A 21,385-nucleotide genomic window follows, 5' to 3' on the forward strand; every position below is an offset into this window, starting at 1 on the left:
TCTATATTTTGTCATTATTGGTTTATATGCAGTAGCGTGCCGGAGGAGTGGGCGGTGAGGGAGGGTGCGTATTGGCTCTGGATCGTGGCTATGCCGGAGGAGAATGTGCCCGCGTTGTTGACGTTGAGGAGATAGCTCAGGCGGTAAGTGCCCTTCGGCAGGCGGGTGATGAAGATGTTGGTGGCCGCATCGCGGTTTTCGCGGTAGAAACAGAGTCCTTCGGACCAGATGGGGGTAGGCAGCTGGTCGACCGGTTCGAGGCATGCCGCACGGTTGTCGACGATGGCGGCATAGTCGATGTCGCGTGCGGCAACGATGGTGAGGTTGACCTGAATCACATCGCCTGTGCGCAGGGTGTCTGCATCGACCCATTTCTCACCGTCGGGGGTGGGGACACGCTTGTAGATGGCCTTTTCTATCGAGAGGTCATCACATGACGCTGCCTTTATGTCGGTCATCACTCCGGTGTAGCGGCTGATGACGGCGCCCCACGACGGGCCGGCCTGCGACTTGCCTATGGCGAGGGTCTTGCCGGAAGGACGCAGCGACGTAATGTCAGTGCGCATCTCGCCGAGGAGTGATTCGATCCTGTCGGGCATCACCTTCTCCTTGCCGACCTTTATGACTACGGGTGAGGCCGGACGCGTCCATTTCGTGCCGGTGCGAAGTATAGAGGCGATTACTTGCGACGTGACTACCGAGGTACCCCAATCGGTGGCCTCTTTCTGTATTATCATCCATTGGCGTATGAGGTCGATGTCGGGCGACGAGGGGTCGACGGCTGCGAATGCATCGAGAATCAAGGCGGTGGTGCCTATGCGTCCCATCGACCACCACGACTGCGTGTCGAGCGACGGCCACCACATGCCGCGCTCGGGAGTGGTTACGGCGAAGTCGCGTAGTGAGGCTACGGCGAGACGGGCAGCTTCTGTCTGTCCCTGTGCCTTGAATATCAGGGCCGCGATAGCCTTAGAGCCTGCGGGCATGTCGCGCCACGACTTTAGCAGCGAGGCCACGGTGCGCGAGGTGAGGGCTGTGCATTCTCCGGGTCGTTCGGTGTCGGGGTAAAGGGCGCGGATGTAGACGTAGGTCTCGTCGGTGGAGTCGCGGTGCTTGCGTGCGTATGCGGCTACAGTGCTGTCGGTGTAGGCGAGGGCCTTGTCGATGATGGCGGAGAGGTCCTTGTTGTCAGGAAGCCATCCGAGCTGCCGGAGCCGGCCGAAGGTAAGAAGGGCGTTTTCGGTGGCCCAAAGCGACGACTGCATGTAGAGCGGTGTCCAGGCCAGTCCGCCGTCGTCGCATTGGAGCTTCTTCAGCAGGGCTATCGACGCGGTATAGGTAGAACTGATCTCTTTCGGGTCGAACAGCAGGGAGAGGCGCTCCATGCGTTCGGTCTGTGAGCGTGCGTCCATCATCCAGGGTGTGGCGTTGAGGAGCACGATCTTCAGGTCGGCGTTGCGCTCAAGCATAGACGTGAGTGTCGAGTCGGAGCGGTCGGAATGGCTCCATTGGCGCAACGCTTCGGCTATGGCCGGCTGGTCGCGGAGCAGCCCGTCGGCCACGGCTGCCGAGAATATTGCTGCGGAGGCCGACAGCGCGTCGCGCGACTCTCCGGCGCGTATTCTCGGGAGGGCGGTTGCCACGTACCATGCCGGATTCTCGCAGAACTGCAGGGTGACGCGTGCCTCCTTGCCCATCTTGGGGAGCTTGACGGCCCAGTCGAGTGTGTCGGCGGGTATGTAGAACGGTGTGGATTCCACCACCGGCTGCGACGCGGGGAGCACGGGTATCACGGTCTGCTCGCCGTCGGCATAGCGTCCTGCCGATGCCTTCACCCGGTAGCCGAGCATCAACGCGTCGGCGGGAGCGTCGATGTCGGTGGATATGATGGTGGACCCTTGCGGGGCAACATCGACGGTGTAGTCACGTGAGTCGAGCACCTCCCCTGTCGCGGGGTCGAATATCTCTACGCTGACGGCGACCGTAGAGGCGCTGTCGGCATTGTTCATGACGGTAGCCTTAACTACAGCCTTGTCGCCGTTGCGCAGGAAGCGCGGCAGGTTGGGCTGCACCATCACCGGCTTGGAGGCAATCATCTCGCGTGCGGCTGTGCCGGCAATCATGTCGGCATTGTAGGCGATGGCCTTGAGCGCCCAAGTGGCGTTGGCGTTGGGAGCGGTGAAGTCGATGCGCAGCGAGCCGTCGGCCTCTGTGGTGAGCATCGGGGCAAACAGCGCCAGAGGGGTCTCGGCATCGCGGTAGGCGAACTCGTCGCTTTCCTTACGCGCCGCCGGAGCGCCTCCATCCATGTCGGCCGAATCTTCGGATACAGCCTCTTCCACCTCAATGCTTTTCTTGTGCTCGCGCACCACGTTTTTATCATCTGTACCGGCTGCCATCATAGGCGCTTGTTCCACGGCATTGAACACCCGGTTGGTGGTCGCCATGGTATTAATCACCTCCTCCTCCTTTACTTCGTCTTTCGCATAAACGCTGGTCGCGCCGTAGATTCTGCTTCGAAGCATTCTGACGACACCTTCGCCTATGAGCGGACGTCCCCATGTAATGTAAGAGAGTGTGGGCATCGACGGACATGTGAAGCGCTTCACGGGGAGCGAGCGTGAATTGTCATGCCATCCGAGTCCATTGTTTATGTTCATAGAGGGCACGGGGTAGGGTGAGCGTTGCGGATAGAGGGAGAAGCGCTGCGGTGTGATGGCGTCGAGGGCCTTGTTGTATATGTCGAGCATCAGCGCGGCGCGTTGCGGGGAGGAATCCTTGCCGCCGGTGACGCGCAGTGTCCATCGCTCGGTGTCGCCCGGGGCTATGCGGTCGCGGAAGCTCTCTATGGCTATATCGAGAGAGGAGATGACGTTGTCGCGGGTGTAGTTGACTTGCAACTCATCGTATTTGTAGCCGCGTGCCGTGGCCATGATGAGCGTGGCTGTGGGGGTATCGGCAGGCAGGTCGCGGGTGAAGCGGTGCATGCCCGGGCCGACTGTTATCCAGCCTTTGTCGATTACACGGTCGCCGGCGGTGAGGATGTAGAGGATCCACGTCTCGGGCGCGGTGGTTGCATAGAGCTGGTCGATCCCACCGGTGGCGGGGATAGTGGCCGAAGTGGCCGGAAGCCATAGCAGGAGGTCGGCCACAGGAGACGCTGTGTCTGATGGCCGGTAGAGCACTACGTCGGCGATGGTAGCGGGGTCGGCGAGAGTGGTGTCGGCGGTTGCGACGCGCAGGGAGTAGACGCCGCTCTTGAGGGCAGTGACATCTATTTCCGGCTTTGCGGACTCGAATGTGCCGCGTGCGGCCACTGTGGAATCTGCGCGCAGGAACTCGTAGGTGATTGTTGCGTCGCGTTTGACTCCGTTGACGGTAGTGAGGTCAAGGTTGAGACGCAGGGGTTTGTCGGCATCCACGTTGAGATTGGCGAGGGCCGCGTTGAGCAAAAGCTGCTTGCCGAGGGTGAATGCCGTCGATGCGGTGCGGTTTTCGCCTGAGGGTGATGTGACGGTGATGTCGGCGGTGAACACGCCCTTGTCGACCGGGGCGCCGGAGAGGAGGGCATCAGTGCATATTATCGTGAAACGACCTTCGGCATCGGTGGTATCGGGGAGCGAGGCGAATGACACGGGTGTGTTCCACCAGGCCCGGCCGCCTGCCGAGAGGTTGACCGACACCGTGGCGTCGGCTACGGGAAATCCGGAGTATGTGACGGCACGTCCTTTGACGGTGACATCCCCCTTTTCCGGGGTATCGCGCTCCACGTCGGTCACTTCGATCATGTAGGTCGGGAGCTTGTAGTCGGAGACGGTGAAATATACGTTGCTCCAACGCTGTTTCTTGGCAATGGCATCGTCGGTGAGGGTGAATCGCAGGGAATAGTTGCCTGTCAGACCTTCCTTAGGTATGTTGAAGCTGCCCTCGGCACGTCCGAACAGGTCGGTGGTTACGGTAGCGGTGTCGACCGGCTGCATGTTGGCGTCATACATCACCACGCGCATTTCTGTGTCCGGCATGGGTTTGGATGCCTGCTGAAGGAACGATTGCGCTATGGCCGCCCATTCCACGGTGTCACCCGGATGGTAGAGCGCGAGCGAGGTGAATCCCTGCACGCTATAGGCACGTGACGGGTCGTTGTAGTAGTTGTTCATGCCCACCGATTCGGCGAAGCGGTCTGTGCCTTTCTGCGCGAATATGGTGCGTGCCTTGGGGTTGATCTGCGCCATTCCGTCAGCATCGGTGGTCTTGGTGTCAATGAGGGAGAACTTGCGTTGGCGGTTTTCATAGCCGTAGCCTTTAAGCGTGGCCCCTTCGACGGGGCGGCCTGTGGCGGGGTTGACCACGAATGGCCATGCCTCACCCTTGAACGAGAGGGAGCCGAGGCGCAGGGCCGAGCAATGGACGTAGACGTAGTTGCCTGTATCGATGGTCTGTTCGGGAAACACGGCGGCGACGATATATGTGCCCGGAGTGTCGAGCACCACCTTGCGGGTGATGTCGGTGCGGAAAGGCGCGACGGAATCGCAGGTGACACGCACGCTCTTCACCAGTCTGAGTTGCGGTATGTTCTTTTTCGTCACCTCATATCCCCAGCTCCATTCTCCCCATTTGTATGGTGCGGAGTAGACGTTGACAGAGAAGTCGCGTGCATTTCTCACGCGGAGATTGAGCTGCAGGGAGTCGCCGGGCATCACTGTCGAGGGGTATCTGACCGTTACGGCAGGCTGCTTCATCCAGGCCATGTCGCGCTGCAGCCATCCGTTGCGGAAGTAGCGTGGATGGGCGGCAATCTGCTCCTCGCATGCGGCGATGAACTTCTTTATGATGGGCAGTGGTGCTTCGTCGTTGCTCACCGTGCCGTCGGCCTTGATGAGGATTTCGGCGGCATATGGCGAGGCCTTGTGTGTTTGCCACAGGGAGTAGAGCGCGTCGAACATGCGTGTGCGTGTCTGCTCCATCTGCTCGCCGCGCGAGAAAAGGTTGTCGTTGACAAATTCCAGGCGGCTTAGGTCGGCGGCTATGAGCGCGGCGGGACGCGTGCGGGCATGGTCGATCCATGTCGAATAGATGTCGAGCACACGTCGCGCCAAAGGCTTCTGCACGGTGACGTGCATGGCCAGGAAATCGCCCCATGGGCAGAGAAGCCGCAGGGGGAGCATGTCGGTCTCGCCAAGTTGCGGCAGCAGTGAAGTGGCCTGCGAGGCCACGAAGTCGAGCACGGTGGGGTACATGTCTGCAATCCTGCGGTCGACCGAGATTACCTTGGCGTAGGCCGACAGGGATGTGGCCGCGAGCGCGTCGGGACGTTCCATGGCGCTGTCGACAAGCGCCGTGATTGTGTCGCGCCATTGTGTGCCGCTCCATAGCTTGTAGTCGGATGTGTCGGCGGCAGGTTGTTCGCAGCGGTCGTAGTTCCAGCGGTTGCGTTGATAGAGCGCAAAGTACATCTTTGCAGTAAGCAGGTCGACAAGGGCCTTGTCGGCAGGTCGTGTGAGCGTCCTGGAGGTGCGGCGGCAGTCGGCGAGCACGGTCGATGCGCTGTCGGGGTCGATTTCGGTGAGCGCCATCGAGAGGTTCATGAGCGCGCGCAGGGCGAGAGGCCCGTTGTCGGCGGCTATGGCCTTGTCGAGCATCGTGCGTGCTCCGGAGGCAACCTTGGTGGGAAACGCGAAGTCCGGCTTGGCGTAGGAATCGGCGGCTGTGGTGGCTGCGACGAGGGTGAACGTCGATGCCATGGCTGCCATGAATATGAGAATTCGGCGTAGCATAGGGGGAAGTGTTATTCGGTTAAATAATGGAGAGGAGCGGGGGCACGAGGCCATCATATAGAACAAGCGGCAGGGCTATGAGGGTTCATTGCTGATTGCCCGGCGCCTGCCGCTTGGTGTATGTGTGGGAAATGGGATGATGCTGTCGGTGACGGGAGCGTCGGAGTGTGTGGGTCAGTCGGCTTTTCTCTGCTTCATGCGCGAGTGCTGTTTCATCACCTCTCTTGTGAAGCGGCGTTCAGCCTGGGTCAGGCGATAGAGCTGCTGCGGGGTGAGTACACCTTTGAATTTGGCATAATACTCTTTTTCGGTCTGTACCTCGCGTGCGCGGGTTTCGAGCACGGCTTCGGTGGCTTTCTCGTATTCGAGGTCGCTTACCGAGGCCTTGCTGCGGTTGATTTTGCGTTCAAGCTGACGGCATTCGTGCTGCGACTTTATGTTGATCTCGTTCATAGCGTCGTAGAGCGGGAAGAACTTCTGTTGCTGTTCAGCGGTGAGTCCCAGCTCTTTTGTGAGGAAATCGTGTTTGTAGACACGCATCTGTTTGAACCATTCCTGGCGATTCATCTTGTTGTCGGGGCATTCCTGGGCCATCGTCAGGGCAGACGAGGTGAATGCGGCCAGCAATATGACAATTGATATAATGCGGTGTATCATAAGTGAACTTTGATTATTCCTGGGAGTATGAATCGTCGATACTGAATGAGGCCGGTGTATAGCCGTCCTCGTACATCTCTTCGAGAAGGTCGTATTCGTCGACGTCGGAGTCGTAGTACTGGTAGACCTGGTCTGAGGCGAGCACCTTGGCTATGGCGGGATTGTCGGACATGCGCTTGTAGGATGGCGTGCCGGCGATGTCGTTGAACATCCACATCATCAGCCACACTCCGCCGAACATGGCGGCCATGTAGGCGTAGGGGCGCACCTTCATCCAGAGGGTGCGACGGCGTGGAGTGTCGGTTGCCGTCTGCTTCTGCGGCAGGCGTTCCATCATCGATGCGGCGAATGTGTCGAAGTAGCCTTCGGGCACGGTCATGCCGTCGGTGCGCGGCAGGCGCGGGGATATGTCGTGACGTTCGCGATTCATGATCAACATGTTTTTTCTGATGATTTGACTAAGGCATTGGGATGAGGTTTAATCGGAATCGGCAAAATATTGCTCGATTTTTTTCGCGGCGTGGTGGTACGACGCTTTCAGCGCCCCTACCGACGTGCCGAGTATCTCCGACATCTGCTCGTATTTCATCTCGTCGAAGTAGCGCATGTTGAACACGAGCCTCTGTTTCTCGGGGAGCGAGGCTATGGCCTTTCGGAGTTTCAGCGCCAGCTCGTCACCGTCGACGTAGGTGTCAGCCTCGATAAGGTTGACCAGATGCGACTCCTCGTCGTCGAGCGACAGGTGCATCCTCTTGCGCTCCTTGGCCAGGAAGGTGATGCTCTCGTTTATGGCTATCTTGTGGAGCCACGTTGATAGCTTGGCGTCGCCCCGGAAGTTTTCGATGTTGTCCCAGGCTTTCAGGAATGTGTTTTGCAGCAGGTCGTTGGCATCCTCGTGGTTTTCGACCATGCGACGTATCTGCCAGTAGAGTGGCTGCTGGTAGATGGCGATCACTTCGCCGAATGCCGCACGGCACTGTGCGGGGTCGCGCAGCCGGGCTATCAGGGTCGGATCGTCCGTTTTGGTGTCGTCTGCCATAGGGGTGTCGGGGAAAATTTTTCTGCGAAAATACGTATTCTTTTCGTAAATTGGCGGCGTGAAATTGTTAAAGTGTTAAAAAACGGGCGTGAGCCGCAAAATGAGTCTCTACGTCCTTGATTATATTGCATCATGATGACTTTAGACAACATAGTAGTGGCGCTCCTGCTTACGCTTGTGGCCGGTATGGCTACGGCGGTGGGCGCTCTGATGGCTTTTTTTACCAAGAAGGGCAACAATCATCATCTCTCGGGAGCCTTGGGGCTTTCGGCGGGTGTGATGGTATATGTCTCATTCATGGAGCTTGTGCCTGATGCCGTGGAGGAGATGGGGGCCGTGGTGGCCGACCCGAGGACGGCGATGTTCTATGTGCTGCTGAGTTTCTTCGGTGGCATGGGTCTTATCGCGCTCATCGACTGGCTTGTGCCTGAGGACGAGAACCCCCACGAGGTGCATCTGCGCGGGGCGACGTGTCCAGACGGGAGCCGGTTGAAGCGAACCGGGACTATGCTCGCGTTCACCATCGGCATCCACAACTTTCCGGAGGGAGTGGCCACATTCGTCTCGGGTCTTGAGGGCGCCGACATAGCGCTGCCGATAGTGGTGGCGGTGGCCATACACAACATCCCTGAGGGGATAGCCGTGAGCGTGCCCATATTGCAGGCAACCGGCAATCGGCGCAAGGCATTTTGGTACAGCGCCCTGTCGGGACTCGCTGAGCCTGTCGGCGCGTTGTTTGCCCTGCTGTTCCTTTTGCCGCTGTGGACTCCCGTGGTAAGCTCCGTATGCCTGGCCGCAGTGGCGGGCATCATGGTCTACATAGCTTTCGACGAACTCCTCCCCAACTCCGAGGCCTATGGCCATCACCACTGGGCCATCGGCGGTGTCATCGCCGGCATGGCCGTGATGGCCTTCGGCCTGCTGCTCTTCTGAGTTTGGTAGCCTTGATCGAGACGTTGCTGTGGAAATTTGTAGCAAATCGGGCTGCGCTTATAAGGGATTAATCTGCTGGTGTAAATTTTAATATTAATTTGTAATGGTAAATTCTTGTTAATTTGAAATGGATTTAATACTTTTGTGAATCTAATAACCGAATAATATCAGAGTGACTATGAAATGCAGCGCACTTCTCCTCATTTCCGCCATGTCGGTCCTCCCTATGCTTGGCGAAGATACCTATATCTATCAATACGATGCCGCAGGCAATTGCATTGGACGCTTGCTCAGTACATCGGCCACACTGGCGGCACACAAATCGCAGCAACAGAAAGAGGCTGCGGTCGAGGTATTCCCGTTGGAGACCGACGGTGAATTCTTCATATTCCTTGACTCGACGACCGGCGAGGAGAACTCTTTCACCATGTCGAGCATCGACGGCATGCGCACCAACAGCGGGAAAATTACCGAGGACATTACCGGGGTGGATATCTCATCGTTCAAGAGCGGTATATATTCCCTTGGGGTGACCTATGCCGGCAATCTGTATTCATTCAAGATCATAAAGAAATAACACAAGTACTATGAAAGCATATGCATTCCTATGCGCCATGGCTCTCTGCATGTCTGTGCATTCCATGGATTTCAATCCGTCCGACCATCTGAAAGGCGGCAAAGCCGGAGGTGTCGTGGGCAATATACCGATGGAGATAGGTGTGGACAACACAGGTGCGGCCACGTTCTCCATACCTATCGAGTTGCCACAGGGTTGCGGAGGCCTCACCCCCGAGCTTTCAATCAACTACAACAGCATGGGTGGCAATGGCATGTTCGGGCGCGGTACGGAGCTTTCGGGCGTGTCCGCTATCTACCGCACTGCCGCCACGCGGTTTGTCAACGGCTATGACCGTGGTGTCATGTTCGACTCCGACGATGCCCTGTGCCTTGACGGCCAGCCGATAATCCGCAACACTGATAATCCCTTAAAGTATCACTGCCGCATCGGTGATGTCTACGATATCACAGCCGACAATGCCGACAATCCTACCCGTTTCACACTTCGCGACGGCAACGGCATCACCAAGGAGTTCGGCCTTACCGAGAACTCAAGGATGCTTGGTTATAAAAGTCAGATAAACACCAATACTTATGTGTTTGCATGGCTGCTTGAAAAAGTAAGCGACAGCAACGGAAATTACTATACCATAACTTATAAGGATATAAACCATACATTGAAAGGCGTTGCCATTGAAAAGATCGAATATTCCGGCAATGAGAATGCCGGGGTCTCTCCTCAGATGGAAGTCAGGTTTTCAAACTATGGAAGCGACAAGGGTGAGACGGTCTACCACGGAGGGAAGCCATATTGGCAAAAACGTAACTTGCATTCCATAATGGTCTTTGTCGGAGGTGAACGGATTAAAAAATACGAATTTTCCTATAGCTCCGGCGGTGACCATACTTCAAGTTTTTTAGAATCGGTGAGTTTGGAAGGCTCGGAGTGGGGAATAAGAACCAATCCGATTGAATTTACATGGCAGCATTCTTCTTCGGGCATAAAGGATCCGGTGCGTAATACCATTTCGGGAATTGGATCGTCCGGAGCATATTTCGGTGACTTTAACGGTGACGGTTTGCCCGATTTGCTTGTGACACCTACCGATAACACCTCATGGAAAAACTTCAAATATTACCTGAATGACGGCAATGGTGGATTCTCATTAAAGAAAGAGTTCGATATCACTTTGAAAGGAGGTATTAATGTTCTACCTAATAAGACCAATAAGCTTGTTGGAACATATGTTGCAGATTTTAATGGAGATGGTCGCGACGATGTAATGTTCGAGGGTCTTGTCATAGGCGAAAGACGACGGATGGAGATATATCTTTCTGACGGCAACGGATTTTATGATAGTGCCATAGATCTTGACTTTACCAATGACAATGCCCGTATAATAGGTGATTTCAACGGCGACGGGGCAGCCGATATTATGTTTGCCGTTCCCGGTACTACCAGTGCGCATTTCCATATTTCGCAACTTTCAGACAAAATGATTACCCCTATGGCACTGGCATTTGAGGCATTCGTGTCCGAGCCGTGGGAGGAAATACAGACCGGCAATTTCGACGGAGGCCATGATACGGATATAATCAATCTGCAAAAAGACAGCCATATATGCTATGCCGTCAACGAGGAAAAACGCGTTTTGGAGATAATCCACAGGGGCGGATTCCCCACCCGGTCAGAAACCCATTATCTTGGCGACTTCAACGGCGACGGCATGACCGACGTGGTAATGACAACATACAATGGAAACAAGTACCTGATGCGGGAAGCTCCCGTAATGTGCCTATGCACCGGCACCCAGTTTGTCACGGAGAACATGGAACGTTACGGTACGTCTGTATTCCGTTATGACAGAAAGGTGCTGGTCACAGATGTCAATGGCGATGGAAAAGATGACTTCATATCAATTCCAAACAGTAATTCCTATTCAAACGAGTCGATATTGACACTATTCAGCCAGGGTGATGGACTCAGATACTATCAGGACATGTATATTTCTTCTGATATTACCTTTGCCGACAAGTGCTATTACAGCATGCAGGATATCTATGGCGAAGGTAAGCACACACTGTTCGGCCTACCTCATACCGATGAAAGGATTTCCGGAGAATACCTCATCTACAACGAACGCACCCCTTGCGAGAACGTCATAACCGGTATATCAGACTGCATGGGGAATACCACCGAGTTTCAATACGAGCGTTGGACCGACTATACCAATTCCCCGTTCATCGAGGTATGGGAAGATTACCCGTATTCGGGATGCAGCATGGCCATCCCTTTGGTGAAGAAGATGTCGCAATCCAACGGACGCGGCGGCATGCTTACCACACTTTATGAATACAAGAACGCCCGCACCCATCTCGGCAAGATGGGATTCCTCGGCTTCAAGAACGTAATGACTACCAAGCCGGAGGAGAAGATGGTGCGCAATGACAACTATATGCTCGATCCCGATTACGGCATGCTTAACGTACTGAGTACCATTTATACCATTGATGGCCAGCGGCTACAGATGGAAAAGAATGTATATGACACGCAACCATCCCCGGCAGGTACGATAATGGTGCAGCCTGTGGCGAATGCCCGCCATAGCTATTCACCTGTAAATTTGTCAAACTACCTTACGGTCAAAACAGGAAGAACATATGATAAATGGGGGAATATATTGACAGAACGGGTCACGACCAATGACAAGCATAAGCAGATAACTACTTATACCTACAGTTTGGAAGAATCTCTCCATTGGATGCATCGTCTCGCTTCTCGACAAGTTGAGACATCTGTCTCCGGCGGTGACTCGCATATAGAAAAAGAAACTTATTTGTACGCAGGAAGTTTGTCTGACCAATCCTTGCAAACATCTCGTAAAAGCTCATACTTCGACGGCAATGAGACGCATAGAGAAGAGTATGGCTACGACACGTTCGGCAACTGTGACTCGACAGCTACCGGAGGTATCGCCTCGAGTGTGCGTAGTATAAAAAGGACATATACACCTGATGGACGCCTGTGCGTAAATGAGCAGATGCCGATGAATTATTCAAAGGCTTACCAATATGATAATTTCGGTAATCCATTGGTCGTATCGGCTTCGGACGGATTGATTGACTCACTTGCCTACGATTCGTTCGGCAACAATATCTCTACAAAAAAGATAGGAGTGACCACGTTGCAAGGCTCGGTCTGGAGCAGCAACATTCCGCACAATCCCGACCATGGAGCGTATTGCCGATACACCAAATACGGCTCCGACCCATATCGGTTGACTTTCTTCGACACGAAAGGTATAAAATTGCGCGAGTGTTACGATATGGCCGGTAGAACCGTAGCTGTCGACTATGCTTATGACGATTTGGGACGACTCCTGTCCGAAAGCCGGCCGTACTATATTGATAGCGAGGATAAGAAGCTTACAAACTACACATATGATGACTTCGGCAATCTTGTGATGACCGTATATCCTAACGGCTACGTTCAATCTATGGAGTACGACTATTCGATCGATGGCATAGCTGTTACCTCTACTACCGAAAAGGGAAGCACTATTCAGATGCACGACCATTTCAACCGCCTACTATGGAGCGAAAACGAACTTGGTGAGCGTGTAGACTATTCTTATGATGCCGTAGGGCGGTGTATAAGTGCGGATATTGATAGGCAGTGTACTTCATTTTTTTACAATATAATAGGAGGAACTTTCCAAAGAACCGTACAAAGCCAAGATTTCGGAACTGTTAATTATAGAAATGATGAATTTAAGCAAATTAAACGGAGTACGCGAGATTATATAGGGCAAACATCATATGCATACGACCAACTTGGAAATGTAAGAGTGAAAAGTACTCCTCATGCTGGACGTTTTTCGTATAATTATTTTGATGGTCAACCATTTTGTCTTGCTGAAGTAAAAGATTTGTATAATACCTATTTTCACTTTTATGATTATGACGAATATAATCGTATAAAAGAAGAAATATTATGTTTATATAACGAATTTTATGGGTTTTCTTATAAATACGATAATAATAAGATTAAAGAATTCACTTATCCGAATGGATTAAAACTTTCGTATGAATATTCTGGCGATATAGTCGTTTGTATAAGAAACACATCGGATAATACTGTAATATGGAAAGCGGATAGCTTGGATGCGTCAGGTAGGCCAATATCCTGTTCGTATGGAGATTCCATAACAGCATATTATCAATACGATTTATCTACCGGAGGCCTTCTTAAGGCAGATTATGGGTCAATATTGTCAATTCTCTATACTCGTAACAATCGAGGTATTATTGATTCACGGCGAGAGGGGCCTGATTTCTATGAATATGGATATGACAAATTGAATAGGTTATCTTCTGTGTCTCATAGGTTCGAATATGTCATAGATCACCCTTTTGTGCCCGGGTATCCTATTGAGCCGGGAATACCGCGTGATTCTTTAGTCGTAAGACCGTTGTCATTTGGGAGCATAATTCTGCCTAAAGATACCTTGTCTCATATAGCGAAGCCTATTTATGACAATAAAAATACTTATAGATATGATAGCCAAGGCAATATAAGTGCGATTGTCCAGAATGATACAGTTGGTATAACATATCGAGAGAATTCTACGCATATCTATAGCAATGAACTTGATTCTGCAATGATGAGATGGAATCGGCTCACAATGTCGGCAATAAATCGCATAGATACGATATCGAATGATTCTTATTCATTGGCATTGAAATATGGATCGGATAATATTCGTTTTAAGAGTGTTCTCATGTCTGATGACAGCACGACAATAACACGCGATTATGTTTCAACATATTATGAAGTAATAAAAGCAGGTGGAAAAAGTATACCAATATGCTACATCTATGCCAATGACAGATTGGTAGCTCTTCAAGCGCAAGGGCATATCTATTATGTATTGACCGATCACCTCGGTTCAGTGATGCGCATTGTCGATGGAGAGAAGAATGTTGTCGCTTCCTACAGTTACTCCGAGTGGGGTAAGCGCTATGTGGGTACGCTAAAGACCGAGGAGCATCCATGGGTGAAATACTTCAACCGTGGCTTCTGCGGACATGAACATCTGCCCGAGTTCTCGCTCATCAATATGGGTGCGCGCGTCTATGACCCCGTCGACATGCGCTTCCTAAGCCCTGATCCGTTGGTGCAGAACCCCGCACTTCCCCAAAACTTCAACCGCTACTCTTACTGCCTCAACAATCCCATAAACTATACCGATCCTAACGGTGAATTCTTTATAATAGATGATTTTATAGTAGGGTTCTTTAGTAGCCTCGTCACCGGTCATGGTCTTAAAACTGCGGTTAGGGAGGGTGCTCGACGTTCTTCTTTAAGTATCAAGTTGTTGGGCGGATTGTTTAAGACTGGCTATAAACATGGATTCTGGAATCGCACTCTGGAATTATTCTCTCGCTTCACATGGCAGCTGCCTCAGACTTTGCTGGGTTATGAATGGGCTGCGATGAATAATACATTCGGATGTGTCGATGATGTGCAGTATTATGGAGGGACTACTGTAGTGACCTCTAAGATGATGTCCCATTCTACAGCAGTCACTATGGGTAACTATATAGTAGGTGGAACTGATTTGGAGGCAAGTCCGTATAATTCATTGTTCCAGCATGAGTATGGCCACTATCTTCAGAGCCAAAAATGGGGTCCGCTATGGATCAATGCTTTTGGAGTTCCAAGTTTGGTTAGCATGGCGTATGATAAAGTGACTGGAAAGAAAACACATAAATGGTTTTATACTGAAATAGATGCAAATAAACGAGCATATAAATATTTCAGTGAAAGAATACCGGGATATCAATTCAGCAGGAATCCTGCCAATCAAGACGGATGGTATATCGACAGACATCCAATACATGGTCGTTCATCAATTATAGGAGAAAATAATAACTCAACTAATGGAAATCTAAGTACTTTAATCAATCTATTAAACATAAGATGAGTATGCGTATAATAAAAATAATGCTATGCAGTGCGTTTGTCCTGATGACGATGATAATGGGTTCATGTTGTGAACCTGAAGAAATGTGGACTATAGGAAATCATGCCAAGTTTTCTGTGCAGGTAATCAACACATATATCAAAAACAATGAAACAGTTGTCGAGGAGGCTCAGATAGGGCCATTCCAAGGAATTTACATAGCATCCGATGATGTTGTTGATGTTACTTCGTTTTTAAACAGAGACTGGGCTTTTTCGGAACGCCCCGGTTTGACACTATACTTTGTTCCATGCTTTGAGGGCCTTGATGAGTATCCGTTGTCTGAACGTTGGAAGTTCGCAGCAGCATCCATTGTTTTGAATGAGCAATGGATGAGCAGTCATGATTGGCATATTAACTTTCCGGAGGACTGCGTTGTCAATCCCGATTTGTGGAAGCTCTACGACCTCGACAAGTTCGTTGAGTGGTACGGGCCGCTCAATGCGCAGGGCTGGGACGAAGTGTGGCGCAAGTGGGAGGAAAGCAAGCGGACCGGCGAGGTCGAGACGGAAATGGCAGCTTTTCTTCCGTTGTGCTGCGAATAGGAGCTGACGTGCCGAGGTGTGGAAGTATATGGCCGGCGGGGAATCTTTTCTAATCGATCTAAAGCTTTAAATATCAAATGAAATTATACGAACAGGCTCATTTTCTTATTGATATCCATATTGATACTTGTCATTAACTTTGGCTGTGAACCATTTGATCCTGTCGCAGTATGGGTTATTGATAATAAATCTGCTATCAATATATCCGTACAGACTAAGTATGAATATGAGGATAGGTTTGAGGAATGTCCTTATGTGCGTACTGTTGATGTTAATGCTATGTCTGTATGTCAAGTCAGGACTACGAGCTATAATATGAGGGAGATCCAAGAGATGCTCAGCCATTACATTCGACTGAATTTTAGTGTGTCAGATTGCGGCTTGGGGGGCGACAAGAAAGATGATATTTGTATCGCCTATTGTAATCTGACTAAAGATTGGTTGATAGAACATGGGGAGGTAATCAACTTCCCGGAGGACTGCACGGTGAATCCCGATTTGTGGAAGATCTACGACCTCGACAAGTTCGTTGAGTGGTACGGGCCGCTCAATGCGCAGGGCTGGGACGAAGTGTGGCGCAAGTGGGAGGAAAGCAAGCGGACCGGCGAGGTCGAGACGGAAATGGCAGCTTTTCCTCCGTTGTGCTGCGAATAGGAGCTGACGTGCCGAGGTGTGGAAGCACGTGGGCGGCGCGGAATCACAATAAATGGGGATTGCGGGGAAGATGCGGGGTGAGTAACTTTGCGGCATGATGAAGAGATGGAATGAAACGTCGCGTGGCGCGAGAGCTGCTGCGCTTATATGTGCGTCCAGACGGATGGCCGTGTCGGCGATAGTTGTCGCAACCGTGGCAAATGCGGCTTATGGCGCCGACAGGGCTATGCCGGAGCCTTCGGGTGCGCCGACGGAGTGGGCCGACACGACAGTGACGCTCGGCGAAGTGGGGGTGACGGCCATAAAGGCCACCGCCGCCATCGACCGCCTGCCGGTGGCATCGACCGTGGTGGGCGAGCGCGAAGTGGAGCGCCTCAACATCACCACCATCAAGGGTATGAGCGAGGTGGCGCCCAACTTCTACATCCCCGACTACGGGTCGAGGATGACCTCGTCGGTCTATATCCGTGGCATCGGGGCACGTATCGACCAGCCGGTGGTGGGGCTTAACGTTGACAACGTGCCCTATCTAAACAAGGACAACTTCGATTTCGACCTGAGCGACATCGAGCGCATAGAGCTGCTGCGCGGCCCGCAGTCGACCCTCTACGGGCGCAATACCATGGGCGGCCTCATCAACATATACACCCTTTCGCCGATGAAGGTGCAGGGGGTGCGCGCCATGCTGGAGTATGGCAGCCGCAACAGCGTGCGTGCCGGGGTGTCGTACTACGGGCGTGTAAACCGCCGGCTCGGCATGGCGGTGAGCGGCAATTTCAGCCATACCGACGGATTCTACCGCAATCTGCACACCGGCGAGAAATGCGACAAGGAGAACCAAGGCTCCGCCCGCTGGAAAACGGTGTGGCTTCCGTCGGAGCTCGTCAGTGTGGAGAACACGGCTTCCTTCCAGATCGTAAGGCAGGGCGGATACCCATATGAATCGCTTGAGACACGGCGTATCGACTACAACGACACATGTTTCTACCGACGCTCGTCGTTTACCGACGGGCTTACCGTGCAGTGGAAGCCGTCGGAGCGCGTGGCGCTGTCGAGCATCACGTCGGTGCAGTATGTCACCGACAACATGACCCTCGACCAGGATTTCCTTCCGCAGGACTATTTCACGTTGACGCAGCGCCGCCACGAGTGGGCCTTGACGCAGGATTTCGTGGCGAAAGGCACGGCGGGAGAGCATTACAGCTGGCTCGCCGGCCTGTTCGGATTCCACAGGCACACGTCGATGTGGGCGCCGGTCACGTTCAAATCGACAGGCATCCGGGAGCTTATCACGTCGAATATCCCTTTGCAGTCGGAGTGGCACGGCGACAGCTTCGTGCTCCACAGCGACTTCTCCGCGCCTGTCGACGGCGGCGCCATCTATCATCAGGGTTCCTGGCGGCAGGGACGCTGGACATTCACCCTCGGGCTGCGCCTCGACGTTGAGCACACGGCGCTTACCTACAACAGCCGGTGCAGAACGGGTCTGACGGTGCATGTGCCGATGGGTCCGATGGGAGTGCGTCCCGTGAGCCGCGACGTGGATATAGACGAGCACGGACATATGTCGAAAACCTATGTCGAATTCCTCCCGAAAGTGGCAGCCACCTATTCATTCGGCTCACGAGGCGAGAGCAATGTCTATGCCTCCATAGCCCGGGGCTACAAGTCGGGTGGCTACAACACGCAGATGTTCAGCGACATCCTACAACAGACGATGATGGCGCAGCTCGGGCGTGGGAACGGAGAACTTGATGTAGACGATGTCACCTCCTACCGTCCGGAGCAGAGCTGGAACTATGAGGCCGGTGCCCACCTGTCGCTTCTCGGCGGGGCGCTGTCAGTCGACGGGGCGCTGTTCCTGATCCAATGCCGCGACCAGCAGCTGACCGTGTTTCCCGAAGGGAGCCAGACCGGACGCCGCATGACCAACGCCGGCCGCACGCGCATCTATGGAGCGGAGCTGTCGGCACATTGGCGCACTCCGCTTGACGGCTTGAGCATCAGCGCCTCATACGGGCATACCGACGCATGTTTCCGTAGCTATCGGTCGGGCGACGAGGATTTCCGCGGGAAGCAGATACCGTATGCTCCGAAGAATACGCTTTTTGCAGCTGCCGACTACCGTATCGGCGTGGATGGCAAGATGTTAAATGATGTTATTCTCAATGTCAACTGCCGTGGCACGGGTGACATCATGTGGGATGACCAGAACACTGTGAAACAGCCGTTTTATGCCCTTATGGGCGCATCAATCACCTTCGAGGCGGCGAAGTATTCGCTGTCGCTATGGGGCGAGAACCTGACCGGCACGCAATATGACACATTTTATTTCGTTTCTATTGAGAACTCCTTCGTGCAGCGCGGAAAGCCTTGCCGTCTGGGAGCTACGCTAAGACTGAAATTCTGAAACAAAAACATTATTATGAAATTGACTAAGACACTATTGACCGGATTGCTCTCTGTCGGCATCCTATCTTCTTGTAACAGCAAAAGCGATGATCCAAGGTATGAGATGACGATTCCGCGTACGTTGCTTGTTAAGACGTCCAACAGTGCCACATCGCAGTCTGCCACCACACTTACCTCGGCAAAGGTTGGCCTTGACCTCTATAATAATACTACGGCCACATTCAGCGTCAACAATGTGCGTATGCCCAACGGATCGATGGAGGTGATAAGCGCCGGGCCGATGAAGTACACTACCAATTCCATCGGTTACCGCTTCATTCCTCAGGCAGGCACCTCTTATTCGGGCGTGAGCGATCCATCGGAGTTCGATTTCTATATGGGAGGAATCAATCAGGTGAATTCCCGTCTTAAGATTGAGGATGGCGATATGTCAGTGCTCGGCTACAGCAACACGATGTACCTGTTCACGTCTACCACCGTCACCGGCAACGGAGCACCGTTCACCACTACCGAGGCCAACAAGAATGTCATACAGTTTATCATCCAGAACGGTGACATGGACGGACAGTTCAAGTCTACATTATACTGGATGAAGCCCTTTTTCTCCAATACTGTTACCGATGAGTCAAACATGGGCATAGCCGGACTGTCAGCTAATGTCAATATCGACAACAGCACGCTTGAAATTGTCAGCGGCGATACCCCGATTGTCCCAAAGAAGGTTGAGGACGGTTCGGCAACCCTTACCACTGACATGACGGCCTATAAGGTGAGCAATCTGCGCCTGACCATAGGTGATTTCTCCGGCTCAGTGAACCGTCTTGAGTTCGATCTTGAGCATACTCCGGCAGTAGCCGAAGGTGAGACTCCCGTCACCAACAGCTACCATGTCAGCGCCGTTCTGCGAGAGTCTCCGGACAATAACTGAAAAATTGCATTACATACATAATCCGGCGGGGTGTCACCATTGGCATCCCGCCGTTTTTATGTCAGAACGGGGGTCAATCCTCGTCGTCGTAGATCTGGCGTGTCAGGAAGAAACGTTTGGTAAAGAGGAAGAAAAGTGCCGTACCGGTAGCCTGCATTACGGCCGTGGTCCAGAATGCGGCGCTGTAGCCGGCGTATTCCACGAGCATTCCTCCGGCGAGAATACCGAGTCCCATGCCGGTGTCCCAGGATGTGAGTATCGATGAGTTGGCAGTGCCGCGCTGGTCATGCCGCGCCACGCGCACAAACATCGTGAGCATGGCGGGATACATGTGACCGTTGCCCAAGCCTATAAGCATAGCCGACAGGAAGTAAGCCCACGGTTGTTCCACTGCGGCAAAAAGCGTGTAGCCCAGGAGCGACAGCACTACCCCTTCGGCGCAGTTCGCTGTAAGCTTGCCCTGGCGGAGGGCCTTGGCGCCCTGAAGCCTGGATGCGAACAGTCCGAACGACAGGAGCATGAAGAATATCCCCGTGCCGTTGGTGATGCCAAGTTCTTCCTTGCCGTAGATGGCTACATAGTTGCTCATCACACCCCAGCACAATCCGAACAATGAGATGTTGACCGCCATGAGCCATGCGCGTGTGAGGAAGAACCGGTCGAGGCTAAGCTTGGCTTTCTTCAGTACAGGCTTTCTCGGTTCCATCTTTATTGTCGACACGGCGTAGAAGCCAACCATGGCGAGTACCAGGGCGATCCAGAACAGCAGCTCGAAATTGTCCGTGGCGGAGTATATGTAGATCCCGGTGGTGGGGGCGAAGGCCATGGCGAGGTTGTTGCTCAGACCGTAGTACCCTATCCCCTCGTTGCGCCTTTCCGACGGAAGCACATCCATCGCCACGGTGCTGTTGGCTACGGTGACAGCACCGAATGGAAGTCCATGCAATGTCCTGACTATGGCGAACATCAGCACCGTGCCTGCTCCGATATATCCGGCAAACAGTATGAAAAAGAAGAAAAAGCATGTCACGAGCACCTTCTTACGGTTGAATGTGTCGACAATGAATCCGCTGAATGGCCTTACCAGAAGTGCGGCCAGCACATAGCCCGAAAGTACTATGCCGATAAGGTCCTTGTCGGCGTTGAACTGAGCGTCAAGATATATCGGCAGTAAGGGCGTGAGTATGTAGAATGAAAAGAACAGCAGGAAGTTACCGGTCATGGCACGCATGTAGTTGGCGTTCCATAGCTGCGAGTCCTCTCTTTTGTCGTTCTTTATTTCAGTTATCATAGGTTACGGTCCTTATATATTAATGTGTGAGAAGTGGCGTTGCGGCCGATTACGGCGCTGCAAAGTTACTAAGCGGCGGAGTTAAACCGCTTTCGGGTGATATATAATGTAACAAAAATGTAATTGATTAAGTATTAGTGATATGCCTTAATAAATGTAAAAGCATGGGAAAACAGACCAAAAAATCGGCCAAAATCATTGTTTTGCGCACAAAACGACTGTTTGTGCATAAAAAAGTTTTAGTAATTCGATTAAAATTACTTACTTTGCACTGCAAAATCGCAAATCATTAATTTTAAAATTTATAACTATGTCTGAAATTGCATCTCGAGTAAAGGCTATCATCGCCGACAAGCTCAATGTTGATGAAACCGAAGTAACCGAAAACGCAGAATTCACCAAGGACCTCGGCGCAGACAGCCTCGACACCGTAGAGCTTATCATGGAGTTTGAGAAGGAATTCGGCATCTCTATCCCCGATGACAAGGCCGAAGGCATCACCACTGTCAAGGATGCTATCGACTTCATCGAAGAGGCCAAGAAGTAATTCCGGCTTCAGCTTCTAACA

General features: G+C 52.6%; 13 protein-coding genes. 8 read left to right on the top strand and 5 right to left on the bottom strand.

Annotated features, from left to right (window positions below; genetic code table 11):
- Positions 1–14 precede the first annotated feature (14 nt).
- The 4 genes from QZ303_RS04405 to QZ303_RS04420 all read right to left on the bottom strand — a co-directional run bounded on the left by QZ303_RS04405 (position 15) and on the right by QZ303_RS04420 (position 7,470).
- The gene (locus QZ303_RS04405) at positions 15–5,774 is read right to left on the bottom strand and encodes an alpha-2-macroglobulin family protein (RefSeq protein WP_295729667.1); all 5,760 of its coding nucleotides are present in this window, start codon (positions 5,772–5,774) and stop codon (positions 15–17) included.
- A gap of 174 nt (positions 5,775–5,948) precedes the next feature.
- The gene (locus QZ303_RS04410) at positions 5,949–6,431 is read right to left on the bottom strand and encodes a Spy/CpxP family protein refolding chaperone (protein WP_295729669.1); all 483 of its coding nucleotides are present in this window, start codon (positions 6,429–6,431) and stop codon (positions 5,949–5,951) included.
- 13 nt (positions 6,432–6,444) lie between these two features.
- Positions 6,445–6,861: a hypothetical protein gene (locus tag QZ303_RS04415; protein WP_295729671.1), complete on the bottom strand. Its 417-nt coding sequence runs from the start codon at positions 6,859–6,861 to the stop codon at positions 6,445–6,447.
- Between the two features lie 48 nt (positions 6,862–6,909).
- Entirely contained in the window at positions 6,910–7,470 is a 561-nt protein-coding gene (locus QZ303_RS04420; protein ID WP_295729673.1) for a sigma-70 family RNA polymerase sigma factor, read from the bottom strand.
- 132 nt (positions 7,471–7,602) lie between these two features.
- Between QZ303_RS04420 and zupT the strand changes: the two genes are divergently transcribed.
- The 7 genes from zupT to QZ303_RS04455 all read left to right on the top strand — a co-directional run bounded on the left by zupT (position 7,603) and on the right by QZ303_RS04455 (position 19,526).
- Positions 7,603–8,403: a zinc transporter ZupT gene (gene zupT, locus QZ303_RS04425; protein ID WP_363322815.1), complete on the top strand. Its 801-nt coding sequence runs from the start codon at positions 7,603–7,605 to the stop codon at positions 8,401–8,403.
- A 178-nt stretch (positions 8,404–8,581) separates the two neighbouring features.
- Entirely contained in the window at positions 8,582–8,980 is a 399-nt protein-coding gene (locus tag QZ303_RS04430; RefSeq protein WP_295729676.1) for a T9SS type A sorting domain-containing protein, read from the top strand.
- Between the two features lie 10 nt (positions 8,981–8,990).
- Positions 8,991–14,948 (top strand): FG-GAP-like repeat-containing protein, encoded by a 5,958-nt coding sequence (locus tag QZ303_RS04435; RefSeq protein WP_295729679.1) that lies wholly within the window; start codon positions 8,991–8,993, stop codon positions 14,946–14,948.
- 2 nt (positions 14,949–14,950) lie between these two features.
- On the top strand, positions 14,951–15,532 hold the full coding sequence (locus QZ303_RS04440; protein ID WP_295729682.1) for a hypothetical protein: 582 nt from the start codon (positions 14,951–14,953) through the stop codon (positions 15,530–15,532).
- A 441-nt stretch (positions 15,533–15,973) separates the two neighbouring features.
- Positions 15,974–16,186 (top strand): hypothetical protein, encoded by a 213-nt coding sequence (locus QZ303_RS04445; protein WP_295729686.1) that lies wholly within the window; start codon positions 15,974–15,976, stop codon positions 16,184–16,186.
- A gap of 94 nt (positions 16,187–16,280) precedes the next feature.
- Complete coding sequence (locus tag QZ303_RS04450; protein WP_295729689.1) at positions 16,281–18,596, top strand: TonB-dependent receptor; 2,316 nt, start codon at positions 16,281–16,283, stop codon at positions 18,594–18,596.
- A gap of 15 nt (positions 18,597–18,611) precedes the next feature.
- Positions 18,612–19,526 carry a hypothetical protein gene (locus QZ303_RS04455; RefSeq protein WP_295729691.1) on the top strand — a complete coding sequence of 305 codons (915 nt, stop codon included), beginning with the start codon at positions 18,612–18,614 and terminating at the stop codon, positions 19,524–19,526.
- Positions 19,527–19,599: 73 nt separating this feature from the next.
- On the opposite strand, the gene QZ303_RS04460 is transcribed toward QZ303_RS04455, so the two are convergent.
- A complete protein-coding gene (locus QZ303_RS04460) occupies positions 19,600–20,817 on the bottom strand; it encodes an MFS transporter (protein WP_295729694.1) in 1,218 nt (405 codons plus the stop codon).
- A 310-nt stretch (positions 20,818–21,127) separates the two neighbouring features.
- Here QZ303_RS04460 and QZ303_RS04465 point away from each other — a divergent pair, with 310 nt between their 5' ends.
- Positions 21,128–21,364 carry an acyl carrier protein gene (locus QZ303_RS04465; RefSeq protein ID WP_068961348.1) on the top strand — a complete coding sequence of 79 codons (237 nt, stop codon included), beginning with the start codon at positions 21,128–21,130 and terminating at the stop codon, positions 21,362–21,364.
- The last annotated feature ends 21 nt before the right edge of the window (positions 21,365–21,385 follow it).

Origin of the sequence: uncultured Muribaculum sp., assembly GCF_910583865.1 — a bacterium.
GTDB lineage: Bacteria > Bacteroidota > Bacteroidia > Bacteroidales > Muribaculaceae > Muribaculum.